The sequence below is a fragment of the Streptomyces sp. Y20 genome (genome assembly GCF_043195475.1).
In the GTDB taxonomy this organism is placed as follows: domain Bacteria; phylum Actinomycetota; class Actinomycetes; order Streptomycetales; family Streptomycetaceae; genus Streptomyces.
In genome coordinates this window covers 166,691-185,013 of sequence record NZ_JBIDDP010000016.1, presented here as the reverse complement: position 1 = coordinate 185,013, position 18,323 = coordinate 166,691, and the positions used below count along the sequence as shown (strand labels likewise).

The window sequence follows — 18,323 nt, the reverse complement described above, 5'->3', positions numbered from 1 at the left end:
GTGGAGACCACCATGGACTTCGAACAGCAGATCAGCTGGACCGTTCTCCCCGCCGGGCTGACGGCCGACGGTACGCAGGTCAAGGTGTCGGTGTTCATCGCGCCGCGGCTGCTGGGGCCCGCCCCGCCCGGGCCCCCCGACCCGACGAAACGCCTCACGCTGGACCCGCACTTCCCCGATTTCCTCCGCTGGCCGGAAAAGATCGCACTCGCCACTTTTGATTTCGCCGCCGGCGAGGGCACCGTCGAGCCCTCCACATCCACCGAGGCGGACGAGGAACCCGACGCCACGCCCGCACCCTCGACGCCCTTCGTCACCGGGCTGAAGCCGCAGGGCCCGCTGCCCGACGTGCACTTGTGGCAGGCCCTCTTCGGTGCCGGAACGCCGCTCGATCCCTACACCTTCGAAAGGCATACGGACCGGATCTGCCAGACCTACTCCACCAAGGAGGTCGGCACCTTCATCAAGGGCAAATACGCCGAAGCGGCCATGACCTCACCCGAGGCACCACCCCCCACCAGAGACCTGGTGATGCCACCGAGCGACGGCCCTACGGACGGCGGGGCAACCAACGGCAGCTCCACCGGGAGCGGTTCAACGGATGGCGGTGCTCCGAGCGACGGGTCCGGGAGCGCCGCGGGTCCCGGCGCCGTGGGCCCCGGGGACGTGCCCACGGCGGTCCGCGACATCACCGCGGACGAGGATCCACCGATGCCTTCGGAGCTCCAGCGCCTGCACAGCTTCCACACGATCGCCATGCCGCCGCGGCCACCCACCCTCGCCGGCGAAGAACCGCCGCCACCACCGCGACCCGCGAAGCACGACCCCGACTTCCACCAGATGCTCACCTGGCTCGGCGATCACCCCACCCTGCTGCGGCACCTCGGACTCGTTCTGGACTTCCGCCTTCCGGCCGACCTGCTCCCCGTCTCGTCAGGGCAGCTGTTCCTGAAGGTCATCCCCCACTGGAAGTCCGGACTGGGAGAGAAGGCGTCGCACGACGTGTCGCCTCGCACGCGATACGTCTTCCTTCCGGACCACCGCGCCTTCGCCCCCCGGGCCGGGGTACCGACCGACGGCCCGCTGACGCCACCCGCCCGCGGCCTGGTGGAACTGAAGGGGAACTTCACTCTCGAACCGGCCGACATCGACGCCGCCGCAGGCAAAATGGTCGGGCCCGCCGAGGGCGCCACCGGGCTCGCCACGGTGCGGACCCATGGGATCGCGCTGGTCCGGCACGAGCGCATGGAAAGCCTCCGGCAGGAGTTCGCCCGGGCAGCCGAGCACGACGCGGCGTTCACCCGGGTGGTCGAGCAGCAGAAGGCGCAAGGTGCGACACCCGACCCGCAGAATCCGGGGGCTGTCCCCCACACCTCGGCCGACCAAGCGGCCGCCCCCGAACTCTTCGCCGAGAACCTGGTGCGCGGCCACCGGCTGGACATCTGGGACAAGACCCGGGGGCAGTGGTTCTCGCTGCACGAGCGCGAGGTGGAATACCGGAAGCCGCGCGGCGGCCCGCTCCTGCTCACGGCCTCCGACGAGGGCTTCTTCCAGGCCCACCTGCTGAGACCGCCCCCTGAGGCGATGCACCCCGACCACCTCTATGTGCCCGAGCAACTGGTCACCTGGGACGGCTGGTCACTGTCCGCGCCCCGGCCGGGCCTGGTACTGGACACCGATGCGGGCTCGCTCGACGAGGACCGCCACCCCAACGAGCCGGTGCCACTCGACAACGAGGCGCAGACGAAACTGCCGTTGGAAATCACGCCGAATGTGCGAGCCGGCACGCTGCCCAGGCTGCGGTTCGGCAACGAGTACCGGGTACGCATGCGCACCGTCGACCTGGCGGGCAACGGGCTCGACAAGTCGGAGGCCGACGCTCTGGTCGACCTGGCGGACAACGGAACGGACGGGGACGGGGCGGCCGCCGAAAGGCTGGAGGACCGGAAGGCCCTGTTGCTCCCCGACGACGCGGGGCTGCTGACCTTCCAGAGGTTCGAGCCCGTTCTGGCGCCCACCGTGGTGGCCAGGTTCCCGTTCGGGGAAGGCGCCTCGGACTTCCGGCTGGTGATCCGCAGCAGCCCGGGATCCGGCCCGCCGCCGGCCACTTCGGGGACGACGCCGGTGGTCACCGTCCACCGGGCCAATGTCCAGCCCGGCATGACCAATGACGAGGTACGCATCGTCCAGCAGGCCCTCATCGACCAGGGACATCCCCTCCCGGCCGGCCCGACCGGATTCTTCGGCGACCAGACCAGGGCCGCCTACGCCGCCGAGCAACGCGCCCAGGGCTTCACGGGCAGCGACGCCGACGGCACACCCGGCTGTACGACTCTCATCGCACTCGGCCGCAAGAGCGGCTTCGCCGTCGTGGACTGCGGCAGCGACGGCACCAGCACCGGCACGGGAACCGGTACTGCGGCCGGCACCGGAGGCGGTATGACGGCGGAGCAGTACGCCGCGGACTTCAACCGGTCGTCACCGGTCACGTCGGGAGCCCACGACCCCTACCGGGGAACCGACGAACGCCATGTGGTGGCACCGAAGGCGTCGCTGCGCTGCATCGAGTGGCACGGGCTGCTGGACGAGGCCATCGGATCCACGGACGCGAACGTACAGAACGCGGTCTACGACCTGGCCGTTCGGGAGAGCGGCTCGCTGAGCGACCCGTCCCAGCCGGACGTCGAAGTGAAGACGATCAAGTCGCCGGCGGCGGACCCCGAGCATCCGGCGAACACCGTGCTGCACACGGGCCAGCAGGTCGAACTCCCTTACCTCCCCGATCCGTTGTCCACGGGCGCCGTCTTCCTGGACCTGCCGGGCATGCCCGATGGGCAGCCCTTCCCGGTCCCCTGGGACGGCGACGTCTGGCATCGCCCGCGCTCCCTCAGGCTGCGGCTGGCCGAGGGCACCGCGCCGCCGCGCTTCGACGAGGCGTCCCGGGTACTGACCGTCTCGCTGCCGAAGGGCGCCGTGGCGACCGTCCGGGTGTGTTCCAGAATCGACTTCGACGAGCACATCATGGGCGTGGCCGGCTGGTGCCGGAAGCAGCAGGAACCGGCACCGGGGCTCGCGGGGGAGGATGAGGGGGAAGGTGCGGCGAGGAGGGCGGCGGCAGCGCGGCGCACCGACGACGTGCTGACACTGGCCGCCGCCAGTCGGCACTGGATGTTCACCCCCTGGCAGGAACTGACATTGGTCCACGCGGTGCAACAACCCCTGAAAACACCGGTGTTGAGCCTCGTGCAGCCAGTGCCGCCGACGGCCCTGCGTCCCCTCGGAGCGACCGCGGAACACCTCTCCGGGGCCATCGCACTGGACGAGGCCAGTACGGACCGGGTCGACCTGGTAGCCGAGTGGACCGAGGTGCGGGACGCCGGCCGCGAGGGCCGCGACACCCGCGAGATGACCGCCCCGGTCTTCGACCTGTTGACGGCGTGGGCGGCGAGCCAGACGGGCGACCCGGGCGCCGAACCCGCCCTCCTCCGGGCCGACGTCCTGACCTTCAATACCGAGGCGGCGGAGAAGAAGGCGAAGGCTGACGCCGCGGATGCGGTGGCGGACCCGAACAAGCACCCCGGCCCACCCCACCCCGGTAAGCACGAGTTCGGCGACACCAAACACCGGGCGGTGCGCTACCACCCGATGGCCAGCAGCAAGTTCGCCGACTACTTCCCGGCGGAGTTCGCCGCGCCGGGCAAGAACGTGCTGACCGTGGCGGGGCGGCCGCAGGAACACTCCGTACCGAGCAGTGAACGCCCCACGGCGCCGCGACTGCAGTACTGCGTGCCCACCCTCACCCTGGAGGAGGTCCAAGGACCGCCCGGCGTCATCGTCCACCGTCGGCACGGTCGCGGGATCCGGGTCTACCTGGACCGCCCCTGGTACTCCTCCGGAGACGGCGAACTGCTCGGCGTGGTTCTCGGCGAACCGCCGGGAGGCGACCCCACGTCCGTACGGGATGCCTGGGTCACCCTGATGGGTCGCGACCCCATCCACCGTTCCGCACCGGTTGTGTCCCCGACCCCGGAGATGTTCACCAACGCGGTGCAGCCGACCCCGAAGCCGCTCCCTCTCGATTCCCCCTCGATCGACCTCCCCGTACTGGTCGTCGGCTTCGCCCCACAGTTCGAGAAGGCCGTTGCGAAGCCCGGCGACGACCCGGACAAGGCCGGCCGCTGGTTCTGTGACCTGGATCTGGACACCGGGGACGCGTGCCTTCCCTTCGTGCGGCTCGCCCTCGTCCGCTACCAGCCGGAATCCGTTCCCGGCGCCGAGATCTCCAAGACCGTCCTCGCCGACCTGGTGCGCACCCTGCCCGACCGCGAGTTGCGGGTCACGCTCGGCGACCCGTTGACGGTCAGCGTCAGCGGACCTTCCTGGGACCCCACCGGCTCCCTGTCGCCACGCATCACCGCCACGCTGCAACGCCGCAACCGTCTGGTCGACGACGACGACCTCGGCTGGGTGACCCTCGACGACACCACCACCCAACTCACCTCGGTGGACGCGGAGTCCTCCCACACGCCCTTCTACACGGGCCAGATCCCGCTACCGCCCGAACGGCGTGGGCCGCTGCGGGTGCTGGTCCTCGAAACCGAGGGCATCCGCCCCGACGTCCCCATGTCGCTCACGACGCCTGGGCCGGTGATCTACTGCGATACCGCCGAACTCCCGCCGAGGCCGGGCGGCCCGGGTGGCGACCACGACCACGACCGCGGCGACGGTCACGATCACGGTGGGCCGGGTGACCACGATCACGGTGGGCCGGGTGACCACGGTGGCGGATTCGGCGGGTTCCGTCACGACTGACCCGCGGTGGTCTCGCCTGGTGAGGGCGAGGAGCTGGGGGCACCTGCCGACAGGAGCCGGGGCCGTCCTGAGCCCGCCCAGCGTCCGGTGAGGAAGGTCAGGGCGAAGACCGTGGTCAGCGGGGTGGCAAGGGCGGTGACCGAGGACGACGTCGCGTGGGTGGACGAGCATGTGGGACACGGCAACTTCCGGACCTGGGCGAAGCTCACCTCGCACCTGACCGCCGAGACCTAAGGCGAGAGCCGGGCGGTGGTGGACCGCCGGATGCTGGAGCGGGCCTGCGCACGGCTCATGGGGCCGCTGCGACCGGCGCGGCCGGGCCGGGAGAGGGCGCTTCCCGCTCCGGCATGCACGGGCAGGACAGGGGTGTGCGGGGAGGCCTGACTTCTTCCTCTCTTTCGGCGCTGCGCGGTCCGGCCGTGCGCAGGCTGCGCGGCCGGCCCGGAACCGCCCCGTTCCTCGAGGGGTTCCTGGACGACTGGCTCGATCCGCTCGCGGCCGCCGAGGTGGCCGCGGGGGAGGACCCCGCCGTGGCCCGCGTCCGCGCCAGGCTGGGCGTCGCCACCGTGCGCGGTCTTTTGCTGGACCTGCTGGCCACGGGTGACCGTGCCGGTGTCGACGCGGCGATGGAGGAGTTCCTCCGGCTGTACTACGGCGCGGAGTGAGACGGCCACCGCCCGAAGAGGGCGGTGAGCAGGAGGCCGAGCCGACCCGCCGCCCACCGCCGCGGGTCCGGCAGCACGGGCCGGGCCCGGCACCGCGGATCGGCCCGCCTGGCAGCACGTCGCCGCGGGCTCCCGCCGGCCGGCCGAGGACGAGCTCCTCCCCGGGCGCACGCAGGCGCGCTCCCGCGGGGCGGGGCTCGGGACCGGCGGCGCCCGGCGGTTGGCCACTATGCGCGAACCCGTCGCCGCGACCCCGGCGGCCGCGGGGTGTCGCGGTGACGGGCCACGACGGTACGGCGACGGCCCTTCGCGATCACCGCTTCGTGGTTCAAGATAGTCGGATGGTGACACTCGACACCCCCCGTCTGATCCTGCGTCGCTGGCGCGAGGAGGACGTGGCGCCCATGGCCGCCGTCAACGCCGACCCCGCGGTCATGCGGTGGATCCGTGACGGCAGCGTCCGGGACGAACAGGAGACCCGCCGGGGCATCCGGGCGTGGGAGAGCGAGTGGGAGGCACAGGGCTTCGGCCTGTTCGCCGTGGAGATCCGGTCCACCGGTGAACTGGCCGGGTTCACCGGCCTCTCGGTGCCCCACTACCTGCCGCAGGTACTGCCGGCGGTCGAGGTCGGCTGGCGGCTGGGACGCTCCCACTGGGGCCGGGGCCTGGCCACCGAGGCCGCCGTGGCCGCCGTACGGTTCGCGTTCGAGGAACGACGGCTGGAGCGGATCCTCAGTATCGCTCAAGTGGGCAACGACGCCTCCGAGCGGATCATGACCAAACTGGGGATGCGCCCGGTACGGGAGACCGTCCACCCGGCCTTCGGCCGGCGGGTACGGGTGTACGGGTTGACGTCGGCGCAGTACGTCCGGGACCGGGGCGTGGCCTTCATGAGCACCCCGCACCGCTGCGAAAGGCACTGAGGGCGACACCGGACGACACCGCCTCGTCGGAGTGCCCGCTGCATGGATCACGTCCCCGGCACTGTCTGCTTCCTCCCTGCGGCGGTGGCCTCGGTCGCGCGTGCGGGCACGGCGCTTCCTCCCGCCGCCCCACGGCACGCTCTCCCGCACGGCGAGCCGGAGCCCCGGGTGATCAGCGGCAGTCGGGGCACGTTCGTCGACCGGTTCACCGGCAGGCGGACGCGGCCGAGCCTCGCACGCGCCGGGACTTCTCCGAACTCACCGCCGCCCACGAGCTGGACATCGTGGAAGTCAGCCCGGAAGCACGCGCCCGCCACGGAACCGACCCGCTCGACGTGTTCACCCGGTGGCGGCCACTGCTGTCGGAGCCGGCCCGGGTGCACTGCGCAGGGTGCCGGGGCCGGCCGACGACTCACCTCACGCTCGGGAGGCACGGTCGTCGAACACGGCCGGCAACGTCGTACGGCGGTCCGCCAGCACGGGCTTGAGGGCGCACAGCATGACGACGGCGGTCAGGGCGAAGGCCCAGGGGTAACCGGTGCCGGCCGCGAGCCAGCCGAACGCGACGGCTCCGGCACCCATCCCCGCGTCGTAGGCACAGTTCCACAGCGCGCTGACGGTGCCGTACCCGGCGGCGGGAACCCGCGCGTACATCAGGGTCGACGTGGCGTTCTGCGTGATTCCGAAGCCGAGCCCGAACAGGGCGGCCGAGACGATGACGGCCGCCGGACTGCCCGTCAGCGCCATCAGCGGTGTGCCGGCGGCCGACAGCAGCAGACCGGGGAGCAGCAGGGCGTCGGCACCGCGCCGGTCCGCGTACCGTCCGGCGAGCCAGCAGGCCAGTGTGGCCGCCGCGGGCTGGACGAACAGGGCCACCGCGAGCAGGCCCCTGTCCCGCGCGGGCACGGCGAGCGGCAAAAAGGTGACGACGACACCGGCGGCGACCGCCGTGACCGTGAACACCACTGCCGGACGCAGCAGTTCGGGCCGGCGCAACCCCTCCACCATCCCGACGGGCCGCCCCGACGTACGCAGACGCTCCGGCAGGCCGGGCACCGACGGGAGGGCGGCGAGCGCGGCCACGGCGGCGGCCGTGAACACCACGCCCGGCCCCGCGTGCGCGGCCAGCCATACGCCCAGCGGCAGCGCCGCCAGCGAGGGCACACCCCCGACGACGCCGACCAGCGCCAGCCCCTCACCCCGCCGTTCGGCCGGGATGAGCGACGCCGTCAGCGCGCCGCCCGCCACCACGGTGAACGCGAAACCCAAACCCCGCAGCAGGCAGACGGCGACGACGCACCACAGGTTCCGCGAGAACGCCAGCGCCAACGCCGGCGCACCCAGCAGCCCCAGGCCGACCGCCAGGACCACCCGGTAGCCGTAGCGGTTGACCAGCGCGGCAGTGGCCAGCTCACCCACCACCGTGGCCAGCATCAACGCGCCGGTGGCCAGGCCCGCCCGCCCACCGCCCCCGCCGCCGCTCGCGGCGTAACCGGGGACGACGGACAGCAGGAGGTAGAAGCTGGTCGAGGCGCCCAGCACGGACACGAAGCGCAGCAGCAGCGGGCGGGTCACCAGCGGTGGACGGGACGCGGAACCTGGAGCGGCCGGATCGAAGGTATCGGTCATGGCAGGACGCTAAGATCGCCGACCGGCCCCCGGTAAGCTCCAGTTCCATGCCCCTGGAGTGGTCCAGTTCCTCGCCCGACCTGCTGCTCGCGGTCGACCGGACCGCCGGCCGCCCCCTGCGCACCCAGCTGGAACAGGCCCTGCGGGACGCCATCCGCACCGGCCGCGTGACGGTCGGCGAACGGCTGCCGTCGTCCCGGGAACTCGCCCGCACCCTCGGCCTGTCCCGCGGCCTGGTGCAGGAGTGCTACGCCCAGCTCCTCGCCGAGGGCTACCTGGTGACCCGCCCCGGCTCGGCCACCCGGGTGGCCGCCGGTACCACCGCGACGTCCGTGCCCGCCCCGCCCCGGACCACCGCCGCCCGTCCGGTCGCGGACTTCCGGTGCGGCGTGCCGGACCTGCGCTCCTTCCCGGTCCAGGACTGGGTGAGGGCCGTGCGGGAGGCAGGGGCGACGATGCCCACCGAGGAATTCGACTACGGCGACCCGCGCGGCACCACCGCCTTGCGCGAGGTCCTGGCGGGCTACGTGCGCAGGGTGCGCGCTGCCGCGGCCGACCCCGAGCACATCGTCATCTGCAACGGCTACGCCCAGGGCCTCGGCCTCGCCCTGCGCACCCTCGCGGACGCCGGTGTGCGCACCGTGGCGTTCGAGGACCCCGGCTCACCCGCGACCGTCACCGCGGCCGCCGGCGCGGCGGGTCTGCGGGCGGTCCCCGTGCCGGTCGACGAACACGGCATCGATGTCCGTGCGCTGGCCGCCACCGACGCCCGAGCCGTGCTGGTCACCCCCGCCCACCAGTGGCCGACCGGCGTCGCGCTCGCCCCGGAACGCCGTCTCGCGCTGATCGAATGGGCCCGGCACCGCGACGCCTTCGTCCTCGAGGACGACTACGACGCCGAGTTCCGCTACGACCGTGAACCCGTCGGTCTGCTCCAGGGCCTCGAACCGCACCGGGTCATCGCGCCGGGCACCGTCAGCAAGTCCCTCGCCCCCGCGTTGCGCATCGGATGGATGGTCTGCCCGCCCGGGCTGGTCGAACCGCTGGCCGAGCACAAGCACCGCAGTGACCGCGGCGCGCCGGGACTGGATCAGCACGCCCTGGCCGGGTTCATCCGGTCCGGGCGCTTCGACCGCCACCTGCGCCGCATGCGCGCCACCTACGCGGCCCGCCGCACCGCCCTGCTCGCGGCACTCGCCGAACACGCCCCCGAGCTGCCGGTCACCGGCCTCGCGGCAGGCTTCCACGCGGTCGCCCACCTGCCCGCGGGCGCCGACGAACGCCACGTCGTCACCGCCGCCCGCGCCCGCGCGGTGGGCCTGTACGGAATGAGCGCCATGCGCGCCTCGCACGCCGCCACGCCCGCGCAACTCGTCCTGGGCTTCGGCGACGTCACCGAGCGGGACATCACCGCGGGCATCGCGGCCATCGGTGATCTGCTTCGCGGGGAGGCGCGTCCCTCCGCCTGAGCGCACCTGCCCGTCCGGGCGGGTCCGAGGGCGGACGGACGGCGAACCAGCTCAGGCGCCGCCGACCCTGACCAAGGCGGGCGACACGACACGCGCCTGGTCTGTCCCACCTGAGCACCACGCAGATCGCGCGGTTCCAGGCGCACCCCGACTCCCACCCGCCCCGCCCCCGCCGATCGCGGCTGGGCAGGCATCAGGGGGGAAGTGTGACCCATTCCATAGCCGGGGAATCGTGGCGCGCGTCGGTATGGTCGTCCGCGCAGGCTGATCAGTCACACTTACCGGCAGGAACGGGAACGAAATGAAGATTCTGGTGACCGGTGCGTCCGGCGGTGTCGGACGCGAACTGGCAGGGCAACTCGCCGCCCGAGGACACCAGGTACGCGCCATGAGCCGCCGTCCGCTGAGCGGTGCCGGCGCGGGTGTGGAGTCGTTCGTCGGTGACCCCACCGACGAATCGGCGTTCAGGGAAGCGCTGTCGGACGTCGACGGAGTCTTCGTCAACTCCGTCTTCCTGGACGACGTGGAGACCGCCGGCCGGATAGCGCGGACCCTCTCCGAGAAGGCGACCCCCCGCATCGCGCTGCTGTCGTCGCTCTGCACGTTCACACGGGACGACCTCGTGTACGCCAACCATCTCCGCGGCATCGTCGAGGAGTTCCGCTCCCTCAACCCGCGCACCGTCAGCGTGCACCCCGGACAGTTCACCACCAATGTCCTGGGCTGGCAGGACATGCTCAACAGCGGGAAGGTCGTGCACCCGTTCGGTGACGTGCGGATCCCGGTGATCGACCCCTACGACATCGCGGCCGTCGCCACGGTCGGGTTGACGGAGGACGGACACCAGGGGAAGAGCTTCGCCATCACCGGTGTCGACTCCCTCGGCCCCAGGGACAAAGTCGCCGTCATCGCTGAGGCCACCGGTCGTTCCATCGAGTTCGTGGAATGCTCCGAGGCCGAGGCCCGGGAACGGATGAGCGCCTTCATGGCGCCGGACCTGCTGGACTACTACATGGCCATGAACGGATATCCGAAGCCCGCCGAGGTGGAGACGCTGCCCACGGTGGAGAACCTCACCGGGGAGCGGCCGCGCTCTTTCCGGCAGTGGCTCACGAACAACCTCGCGGCCTTCCTGTGACGTCCGGCGTCCGCCTCACACCCGGTCCGTGAGCCGGCCACCACGAGTGGCTGGCCGCCCTTCGGGCGATGTCCTCACCTCGGGTGCGGCCCCGGGCAGACGACGCACCGCGCCGCACTCCGGGCGCCCGGCGGCCACGTCGTGGGCCGCGACCTGTTGGGATCGACGGTCCTCCCGATCGGCGGGGGCGCGCGCCCCGGCCGGCATGGGGGGGCGAGGCCGCCCTCCTCACAGATCCGCCGGGCGACCTCGCGCAGCTTGACGTTGCTCTCCTGGGAGTAGCTGCCCAGCACGCCGAACGCCTCCTCCGCGGTGAGGTGGTGGCCGGCCATGAGGATGCCCATGGCGTCGCCGATCTGGTGGCGGGTGGCGATGGCCTGTTCCATCTGCGCGTACGTGCGGGCGCCGGAGAAGGCGACCGCGGCGTGGGAGGCGAGCACCACCCCCGCGGCTTCACTGATCTCGGGCGCGCATCCGCACTCGGCCGGGGACACGGAAGAAGTCGTCACCCCGGTCGGCGGTGCCGCTCCGTCCCCGTCAGCCCCGCTCACGGCGACCACGTCCGGACGGCAGCCCCTTCCACAGTGCGCGGGCCGCGGTGTGGTCCGCGCTCGCCGCCTCCCCGTGCCGGTCCAGACAGTCGTAGGCGTCTTCGCCGACGGGGATCCGCAACGGCAGGGGGCCCTCGGTGGCGACCAGGTCGAGGACCACGTCAGCGAAGTCTTCCGGCCGGCCGGCATCGGGGGAGTCGGCCAGGCCCCGGGTGCCCTGGAGCATCTCGCGGTTCGTGCCGTCGTAGGCGGGGACGCGGCGGCGTGCCTCGGTCAATGAGCTGCCGTACCGGGTGGCGAACATACCTGGTTCCAGCACGGTGACGCGGACGTGGTGCGCGGCGGCCTCCATGGCCAGGGTCTGGCTCATGCCTTCGAGGGCGTGTTTGCCGGCGGTGTACGCCGCGAGGCCCGGGAAGGCCGTCCTGCCCACGACCGAGGAGACGTTGACGATGTGGCCGTGCCCCTGGGCCCGCATCAGGGGCAGGACGAGGCGGATCAGCCGCCAGGGGCCGACGAGGAGGGTCTCCAGCTGGTCGCGCACCTCGGCGTCGGACACCTCCTCGACGGCGCCGAACAGTCCGGCGGCAGCGTTGTTCACGAGGACGTCGATGCCGCCCAGTCGGTCGACCGCGGTTCCCACGGCCTCCTCGCAGGACGCGGCGTCCCGCAGTTCGAGGGGGACTGGGATGAGGTGATCGGGCCGGACGGCCACCAGTTCCGCCAGGTCGGCGGTACGGCGGGCGGTGACCGCCACCCGATGGCCGGCCTGCGCCGCAGCCGTGGCCAGCGCGCGTCCGAGGCCGGAGGAGCATCCTGTGACGAGCCAGCGTCTCCCCATCGTCCCCCCCGTGGTGATGTCGTTCCGTCAAGACGGCGTTGCCCGCGGTGACGCCCGCGACAACCGGCCGGCCGCTGCGGGAGCAGTTCATGGTGGCGGGATCTCGGCCACGCGGCCATCCCGTGCGCAGGGGCACGCGGCGGCGCGTCGGCGCAACGTCCGGGCGCACGAACAGTTCGATCTCGGCCACGGGGTGCGGAACCTGCCAGGTCGCGGACGCACGGCGGACCACTCCGTGGCCCGTCACGTGCCCGCCGCCGGTCCGGAGCCGCCGCGCAGGTCCGGGCGGCGTGGCCCCTGCACCAGGGTCCGCACGTGCTGGGCATTGAGCAGCCGTGGCAGCCGGTGCGCTGCGGCTCCCGGCGAGGGGAGTGCGACCTGCGGGGGCCTGAGCGCATCGCCCGCTCGTCGGGACGGCGGGGCCTACCGTGACCTGGCGCCCTCCGGAGCGGCAGGCCTGCCCGGGCTCCCTGCTGCGTGCCGCTGTGCCGCCGCGTCGGGCCCCCGTCTGCCGGGGCGCCCCCTCTGACACCACCGTCCCAGGTGGCCGGCGGGGACCTCGCCGCCCGGCACCGGCTCCTCGTCGGCGCGAGAGCCGCCTGCTCCGCCGGGGGAGAGAAGCGACGCTGTCACGGGGCACCTTCACCGCGCGGTCGAAGGCCGCCGTTTCACCGATCCGGCCGCAGGGGGCGGCGGCGTGGTCCTGCTTGCCGATCGAGGCGCCCTCGATCGGGAGGAAGACTCTGCTTCGCGCGCGCCGCCTTCTGCTTGCCCTCCGGCAGCTGCATCGCCTTCGCGGCGCAGCCGACGAGGCTCCGGGTGCCGGCCGGACGGTTCGGGCGGGAGGTGACGCACCGCTGCGGGACCGTGGCGCCCACAGCCGCCGTCCCGCCGGTCCACTCGGCGGGCACGTCGCCCGACGCGAAGCGGGCCGAGGACCGGCCGGCCCGGCTTGGCCGCCTTCACCACGTGTCGTCGGAACGTGATCACCCTGCTACCGCGGCACAAGGTCAGTCGGGCCGATGGGCGCGGCGACGGCGCTGGACGAGGAGCACGCCGGCTCCCATCGCCACCGCCCCGGCAGCTACGCCGGCGGCTGGCAGCGTCGAGGAGCCGGTCTCCGCGAGGTCGCCACCGCTCGTCGTCCCGCCGGTGACCGTGGAGGACGATCCGCCGCCCGAGCCGTTGGTCGTGGTGCCCGTCGAACCGTTCGAGCCGTTGGTCGATCCGCCCGTCGAGCCGTTCGAACCGCCTGTCGATCCGTCCGTGCCGCTGGTCGAGCCGCCCACTGTCCCGTCGGAGCCACCCGACACGTCCGAGCCGCCTGCCGAGCCGGAGGAGCCATCGCCCGCGACGTCCAGGGTGATGTCGGCCTGGTCGTTGGCCTTGTCGGGATCGAACGGCCGGGCTTCGGTGGTCAGGGCTATGGACCCCTTGGCGCCGAGCACCCGCTTGTCGATGCGCAGGTCGAAGGTGTAGGTCTCCCCGCTGCCTTCGTAGAGCGACCGCATGCCGCAGACGTACGCTCCATGCTCGGGTCGGCAGAAGGTGCCGCGCTTGACGACCGACGTTCCGGTGGGAGGAATGATCACCACGTGGACGGCCTTGTCCCCTTCCCTGGGCCATACCCAGGCGGGGCCGGCGTTGGTGAACTTCACCTTCATCGTGACCGTGTCTCCGACGCTCCCTTTGAGTGCGGCACCCGTGACCTGGTAGTCGGCCGTGTTCACGGTGGTGACGGGCACGTCGACGATGCGCGCCGACCCTGTGCCGCCGGCTTCCGCCTCGACGAGCCGCACAGGCGGTGCGGTTCCGGCCACCGGGTCGCTGCCGTTGTCATCTGCTCCCGGATCGGTACTCTCGACACGCAGGCGCAGTTCTTCGTTGAGCGCCCGGTCAAGAGCCGTGACGCGTAGGGGCCTGTCGGTCGTGTAGGCGGCGCCGGCTTTCACCGCCTGGTCGAACGCGCACACCGCAGTCCACCGCTCGGGCATCTCATCGTAGGGCCGCACGTGCTGCAGCTGGCAGTTGGAGGGCACCTGGGCGAAGTCGAGCCCTCGGGTGACGGAATAGGCGACCCACACCTTCTCGGCTGTCACCGTGCCCTTGTTCGTCACGGTGGCCGCAACGTCGAAGCCGTCTCCCGGTCTCAGCCCGCTGACGGGCGAGATGCCCCCGACGACCAGTTCGGGGGTGTTCTCTTCGCCGTAGGCCGCAGGTGTGGTGGCCAGCGCCATAAGACCTGCTGTGCCGAGGGCGGCGACAGAGGTCCGCAGGGCGCGACGGGCTGGTGAGGGGGTCGGCACGGCGAAATCCTTTGCTGGGGGCACGAGTGGACGGACGGTGTCCCAGGGGACAGTCCCCGCTCGCTAGACTCCTGCCGATCGCGAACGGTTGCCCATCGGCACGAAGAAGGCGGCCGCCGCGCTCGACGAGGACCAGGAGCCCGAGGCCGACGCCCCCTTGGCGGACCGTGGCGGGCCAGGACCCGGTGGACGGTGGAGGCGGGCAGGCCCAGGATCGGTCCGATGCGGGCCGGTCCGAGCCTGCGCTCCTGCCGCAGGCGGCAGATGCGGACCGCCACCGCTGCCGCCGTGCGGTGCGGCGTCCTGTGGGGGCCGGCTGGACCGGTCGTGCAGGCCGGCCCAGCCCTCCGCTCACCAGCGGCGCAGCCACTTGTGGGCCGTGGCCAGGGAGATGCCCGTCTCGGCGGCGACACGCGCGACGGGGCGGCCGGAACGGACACGCGCGGCCGGCAGCCGCCTGACGTGAACGGTCAGCCGGGCCTTACGGTGGGCCACGAAGACCTCCGTGCGGTGCGGTCCTGGACAGCTCCACCACACCGGAGGTCTTCGCCATGGCCAAGCCCCACGGCTTTCGACAACGCGCGTGACCAATACAGCCAAACCCCATGTCGATCGTCGTCACCGCAGGGTAGCGAAGGGACGCCATCCGATTGACTACCGTCGCAGCCGTCAACGAGTGGCTGTGACCGGCGCAATCGCTCCACGGCTAATCGGGGGGTGACTCGTCGGCGAGCTGGTTGCTGCGGTCGATCTCCGGCATGTGCGTCTCGGCCCAGACCCGTAGGGCGGAAAGCGGTCCTTCGAGGGACAGGCCGAGCTCGGTGAGCCGGTAATGGACGGCGGGCGGCGCGGTGGGTTCCACGCGGCGCGCGACCAGACCATCGCGGACCAGGCTGTGCAGGGTGACGGACAGCATCTTCTGCGAAATGCCCGGGATACGGCGCCGCAGTTCCGCGAAGCGGAGCTCACCCGGAGCCTCCTCGGCCAGCACCTTGACCGCCATCGATGTCCACTTGGTGCCGATACGGTCGAGCAATCGGCGGGTCGGGCAGCGCGGATCCAGGAGGTCCCCGCGCTCACCGGGTCGCTGCTCGCGTCCGCCGGGCCTCGACGTGGTCACCTGGGGCTCACCACCTGAAGGGAAAGTGCCGTCTTGGGCAGGCCATGGTAGTTCCCTAAGGTGACCTCGTCACCACATCTCACCCAGCACCTGGAGTCCCTCCATGCCCGAGCTGCGACGTGTCCTCGCCAACGGTGTCGAACTGAACGTCGCACTCTCCGGATCGGGCCCTGCCGTCCTGCTGTTGCACGGCTTCCCGCACACGTGGGAGTTGTGGACGGACGTCATGGCCGATCTGTCCGGCCGCTACCGCGTCATCGCGCCGGACCTGCGCGGGTTCGGCGCGAGCAGTCGGGTCGCCTCCGGGTACGACGCGGGCACCCTGGCCGAGGACGCCGCGGCGCTTCTCACCACGGTCGGCGTGTCCTCGGCCGCGGTGGTGGGCATCGACGCGGGCACCGCGCCGGCCTTCCTCCTCGCCCTGCGCCGCCCTGGTCTCGTCCGGCGCCTGGTCGTCATGGAGTCCCTTCTGGGCAGGCTGCCTGGCGCCGAGGACTTCCTCACCGACGGGCCGCCGTGGTGGTTCGGCTTCCACTCCGCCGCGCCCAGCCTTGCCGAGACCGTGTTGGAAGGCCACGAGGCCGCCTACGTCGACTGGTTCCTGAGCGCCGGCACGCTCGGCGACGGTGTGCGCCCCGCCCTCCGGGACGCGTTCGTCCGCGCGTACACCGGACGCCAGGCGTTGAGCTGCGCGTTCTCGTACTACCGGGCCCTGCCCGAGAGCGCGGTACAGATCGAGCAGGCGGTCACCAAGGCCCGCCTGACGGTGCCGACGATGGCGTTGGGCGCCCGGCCCGTCGGTGCTGCGCTGGAACGCCAACTCCGCCCGGTCACCGACCATCTCACCGGACACGTCATCGAAGACTGCGGCCACATCATCCCGCTGCACCGGCCGCACGCCCTGCTCACGCTGCTGCATCCGTTCCTGGCCGGTGAGGACGCGCAAGCAGCGTGACCGGGACGGGGCTGACATTCGATCCACGCCCTGGTTGTGTCGGCCCGCAGGGTCGTTCACCCGGCTGGTCGGTGGCTCGCCGCCGAGTGCGGTGTGGCAGCGGTGGTGGTTGTAGGTGTGCAGGAAGTCCGCCAGGGCGGCGGTGCGTTCCTGGCGCAGGGCCGCAGACAGGCCCAGAAGTCCGCGCAGATGGTGGCCTTCTCGTCCCGATGGACCTCGCTGTAGGCCCGGCGGCTGTGGTCGTCGACCGCGGGATGGAGGCAGTCGAAGCCGGTGTGCGGCGGCGGTCGCGGCAGGCGGCACGGCCGTGGACGCGCCGGCCTCCGCCGCCGGGGATACGGCCGAGTTCCTTGACGTCCACGTGGACCGGCTCGCCCGGCCGCTCGTGTTCGTAGTGGCTGATGGCACAGCCGGTGGGCCCCCATTCAGAATGACGGTCAGGTCTACGTGGTCGCGCAGGCCGCTCCGTTGAGGCTGAAGGCCGCCGGGGCGGAGGTGTCACCGGTGTGGGTGGCCTGGAAGCCGAGGGTGGTCGAGGCGCCGGGGGCCAGGGTGGCGTTGTAATCGGCGTTCCGCGCGGTGACGGTGCCGCTGGAGGGTGAGAACCGGGCGTTCCAGCCGGAGGTGATGGTCTGCCCGGCCGGGAGGGCGAACGTCAGCGCCCAGCCGTCGACCGGCGCGGTGCCGGTGTTGGTCACGGTGACCGCGGCCGTCAGCCCGGTGTTCCAGGTGCTGGTCGTGTAGGTCACCCGGCAGGCGCCGGCCGGTGTGGTGGGCGGGCCGGTCGGCGGGTCGGTGGGCGGCTGGGTGGTCGCGGAGTCCAGTCCGAAGAAGGAGATGGCGCGGGCGGCCATGCCCGTGAGCGGCAGGGCGTGTCCGACGCCCTGGAGGCTGATGGCCTCGACCGGTGCCTGGGTGCCGGTGCCGCCGTAGCGGGTGCGGGTCCAGGTGGACTGCGGGTGGTCGGTGAACGCGGGCGTCTGGCTCACGCCTAGGACGTCGGTCCACTGCTTGATCTCTTCGCCGAAGTTCGGGTAGCGCAGCGTGGTGTCCTCGGTGCCGTGCCACAGCTGCATCCGGGGCCGGGGCCCGGTGTACCCCGGGTAGGCGCCGCGGGCCAGGTCGCCCCACTGCCGCGGCGTCTTCGTCACGCTTCCGTTGGCGCACGCGGTGTTCCAGCCGGAACCGTCGGTCGTGGCGAAGCAGCCGAAGGGTACGCCCATGAAGGCCGCTCCGGCCTTGAACACGTCGGGGTAGTCGCCGAGCAGGACGTTGGTCATCATCGCGCCCGACGAGGCGCCGGCTACGTAGACGCGGTCCGGGTCGGCGCCGTAGTGCTGCTCGGCGTAGGTGACCATCGACATGATGCCGACCGGGTCGCTGCCGCCGCCGCGCTTGAGCGCCTGCGGCGAGGACACGTCGAAGCAGCCGCCGCTGCGGGTCACGGACGGGTAGACCACGAGGAAGCCGTACCGGTCGGCCAGCGAGGCGAATTCGGTGCCGGAGTAGAAGGCCGGACCGGAGCCGGTGCAGTAGTGCACGGCCACCAGGACCGCGGGACGGGCCGGCGCGCTGTCCGGGCGGTAGACGTACATGCGCAGGTTGCTCGGGTTGGCACCGAACCCGGTGACCTCCGTCAGGGAGGCCGCGTGGGCGACCGGTGCGGACAGGGTGAGCGCGGCCAGCAGCGACACCAAGCCGGCGAGCAGGACGGTCAGCAGGGGCCGTAGCCTCGGCCTTCTTCGGATCATGTCAGCCACCTTCGCCTTGAGGTTTTCGAAACATTCGGCCACCTTTCGGAGCGCGCTGCGTCACGTTAAGGGTGCCGACGGGTCGCGTCAACCACTCCCGGTTGCGCCCAATCGCCGCGAACCGTTGCGCAGAATCAAATTCCGGCCGACTGCTCGAAGTGAT

11 protein-coding genes and 3 pseudogenes are annotated in these 18,323 nt (G+C 72.1%); 6 read left to right on the top strand and 8 right to left on the bottom strand.

From position 1 onward, the window contains the following. Positions 1 to 12 precede the first annotated feature (12 nt). From ACGFT1_RS31395 to ACGFT1_RS31385, 3 genes are all read left to right on the top strand, one after another. Entirely contained in the window at positions 13 to 4,812 is a 4,800-nt protein-coding gene (locus tag ACGFT1_RS31395; RefSeq protein ID WP_373912363.1) for a hypothetical protein, read from the top strand. 419 nt (positions 4,813 to 5,231) lie between these two features. After that, positions 5,232 to 5,477, top strand: coding sequence for a hypothetical protein (locus ACGFT1_RS31390; RefSeq protein WP_373912362.1), 246 nt, complete (start codon positions 5,232 to 5,234; stop codon positions 5,475 to 5,477). Positions 5,478 to 5,818: 341 nt separating this feature from the next. Next, positions 5,819 to 6,400: a GNAT family N-acetyltransferase gene (locus ACGFT1_RS31385; RefSeq protein WP_373912361.1), complete on the top strand. Its 582-nt coding sequence runs from the start codon at positions 5,819 to 5,821 to the stop codon at positions 6,398 to 6,400. 417 nt (positions 6,401 to 6,817) lie between these two features. Here ACGFT1_RS31385 and ACGFT1_RS31380 read toward each other — a convergent pair whose 3' ends face one another. Next, the gene (locus ACGFT1_RS31380; RefSeq protein ID WP_373912360.1) at positions 6,818 to 8,029 is read right to left on the bottom strand and encodes an MFS transporter; all 1,212 of its coding nucleotides are present in this window, start codon (positions 8,027 to 8,029) and stop codon (positions 6,818 to 6,820) included. A 47-nt stretch (positions 8,030 to 8,076) separates the two neighbouring features. On the opposite strand from ACGFT1_RS31380, the gene ACGFT1_RS31375 reads away from it, so the two are divergent. Next, positions 8,077 to 9,498: a PLP-dependent aminotransferase family protein gene (locus tag ACGFT1_RS31375; RefSeq protein ID WP_373912359.1), complete on the top strand. Its 1,422-nt coding sequence runs from the start codon at positions 8,077 to 8,079 to the stop codon at positions 9,496 to 9,498. Positions 9,499 to 9,799: 301 nt separating this feature from the next. Then, entirely contained in the window at positions 9,800 to 10,636 is an 837-nt protein-coding gene (locus tag ACGFT1_RS31370; RefSeq protein ID WP_373912358.1) for an SDR family oxidoreductase, read from the top strand. 212 nt (positions 10,637 to 10,848) lie between these two features. Here the strand turns inward: ACGFT1_RS31370 and ACGFT1_RS31365 are convergent. From ACGFT1_RS31365 to ACGFT1_RS31345, 5 genes and pseudogenes are all read right to left on the bottom strand, one after another. After that, a pseudogene (locus tag ACGFT1_RS31365) lies at positions 10,849 to 11,112 on the bottom strand (ANTAR domain-containing protein); the annotation flags it as partial. Between the two features lie 61 nt (positions 11,113 to 11,173). Then, positions 11,174 to 12,028, bottom strand: coding sequence for an SDR family oxidoreductase (locus ACGFT1_RS31360; protein ID WP_373912357.1), 855 nt, complete (start codon positions 12,026 to 12,028; stop codon positions 11,174 to 11,176). A 1,010-nt stretch (positions 12,029 to 13,038) separates the two neighbouring features. Beyond that, positions 13,039 to 14,265, bottom strand: a complete 1,227-nt coding sequence (locus ACGFT1_RS31355; protein ID WP_373912356.1) for a hypothetical protein — start codon at positions 14,263 to 14,265, stop codon at positions 13,039 to 13,041. 182 nt (positions 14,266 to 14,447) lie between these two features. Beyond that, positions 14,448 to 14,829, bottom strand: a pseudogene (locus ACGFT1_RS31350) (leucine zipper domain-containing protein); the annotation flags it as partial. Between the two features lie 211 nt (positions 14,830 to 15,040). Then, a complete protein-coding gene (locus tag ACGFT1_RS31345; protein ID WP_373912355.1) occupies positions 15,041 to 15,454 on the bottom strand; it encodes a winged helix-turn-helix transcriptional regulator in 414 nt (137 codons plus the stop codon). Between the two features lie 103 nt (positions 15,455 to 15,557). On the opposite strand from ACGFT1_RS31345, the gene ACGFT1_RS31340 reads away from it, so the two are divergent. After that, positions 15,558 to 16,409 (top strand): alpha/beta fold hydrolase, encoded by an 852-nt coding sequence (locus ACGFT1_RS31340; RefSeq protein ID WP_373912354.1) that lies wholly within the window; start codon positions 15,558 to 15,560, stop codon positions 16,407 to 16,409. A gap of 170 nt (positions 16,410 to 16,579) precedes the next feature. Here ACGFT1_RS31340 and ACGFT1_RS31335 read toward each other — a convergent pair. Together ACGFT1_RS31335 and ACGFT1_RS31330 are read right to left on the bottom strand one after the other, a co-directional pair. After that, a pseudogene (locus ACGFT1_RS31335) lies at positions 16,580 to 16,803 on the bottom strand (IS481 family transposase); the annotation flags it as partial. Between the two features lie 49 nt (positions 16,804 to 16,852). Then, positions 16,853 to 18,160 carry a PHB depolymerase family esterase gene (locus tag ACGFT1_RS31330; RefSeq protein ID WP_373912353.1) on the bottom strand — a complete coding sequence of 436 codons (1,308 nt, stop codon included), beginning with the start codon at positions 18,158 to 18,160 and terminating at the stop codon, positions 16,853 to 16,855. Positions 18,161 to 18,323: the final 163 nt, after the last annotated feature.

Coding starts and splice junctions, on each gene's coding strand:
- ACGFT1_RS31395 (WP_373912363.1), top strand. CDS start 13: ATGGACTTCGAACAGCAGATCAGCTGGACCGTTCTCCCCGCCGGGCTG.
- ACGFT1_RS31385 (WP_373912361.1), top strand. CDS start 5,819: ATGGTGACACTCGACACCCCCCGTCTGATCCTGCGTCGCTGGCGCGAG.
- ACGFT1_RS31380 (WP_373912360.1), bottom strand. CDS start 8,029: ATGACCGATACCTTCGATCCGGCCGCTCCAGGTTCCGCGTCCCGTCCA.
- ACGFT1_RS31375 (WP_373912359.1), top strand. CDS start 8,077: ATGCCCCTGGAGTGGTCCAGTTCCTCGCCCGACCTGCTGCTCGCGGTC.
- ACGFT1_RS31370 (WP_373912358.1), top strand. CDS start 9,800: ATGAAGATTCTGGTGACCGGTGCGTCCGGCGGTGTCGGACGCGAACTG.
- ACGFT1_RS31360 (WP_373912357.1), bottom strand. CDS start 12,028: ATGGGGAGACGCTGGCTCGTCACAGGATGCTCCTCCGGCCTCGGACGC.
- ACGFT1_RS31355 (WP_373912356.1), bottom strand. CDS start 14,265: ATGGCGCTGGCCACCACACCTGCGGCCTACGGCGAAGAGAACACCCCC.
- ACGFT1_RS31340 (WP_373912354.1), top strand. CDS start 15,558: ATGCCCGAGCTGCGACGTGTCCTCGCCAACGGTGTCGAACTGAACGTC.
- ACGFT1_RS31330 (WP_373912353.1), bottom strand. CDS start 18,160: ATGATCCGAAGAAGGCCGAGGCTACGGCCCCTGCTGACCGTCCTGCTC.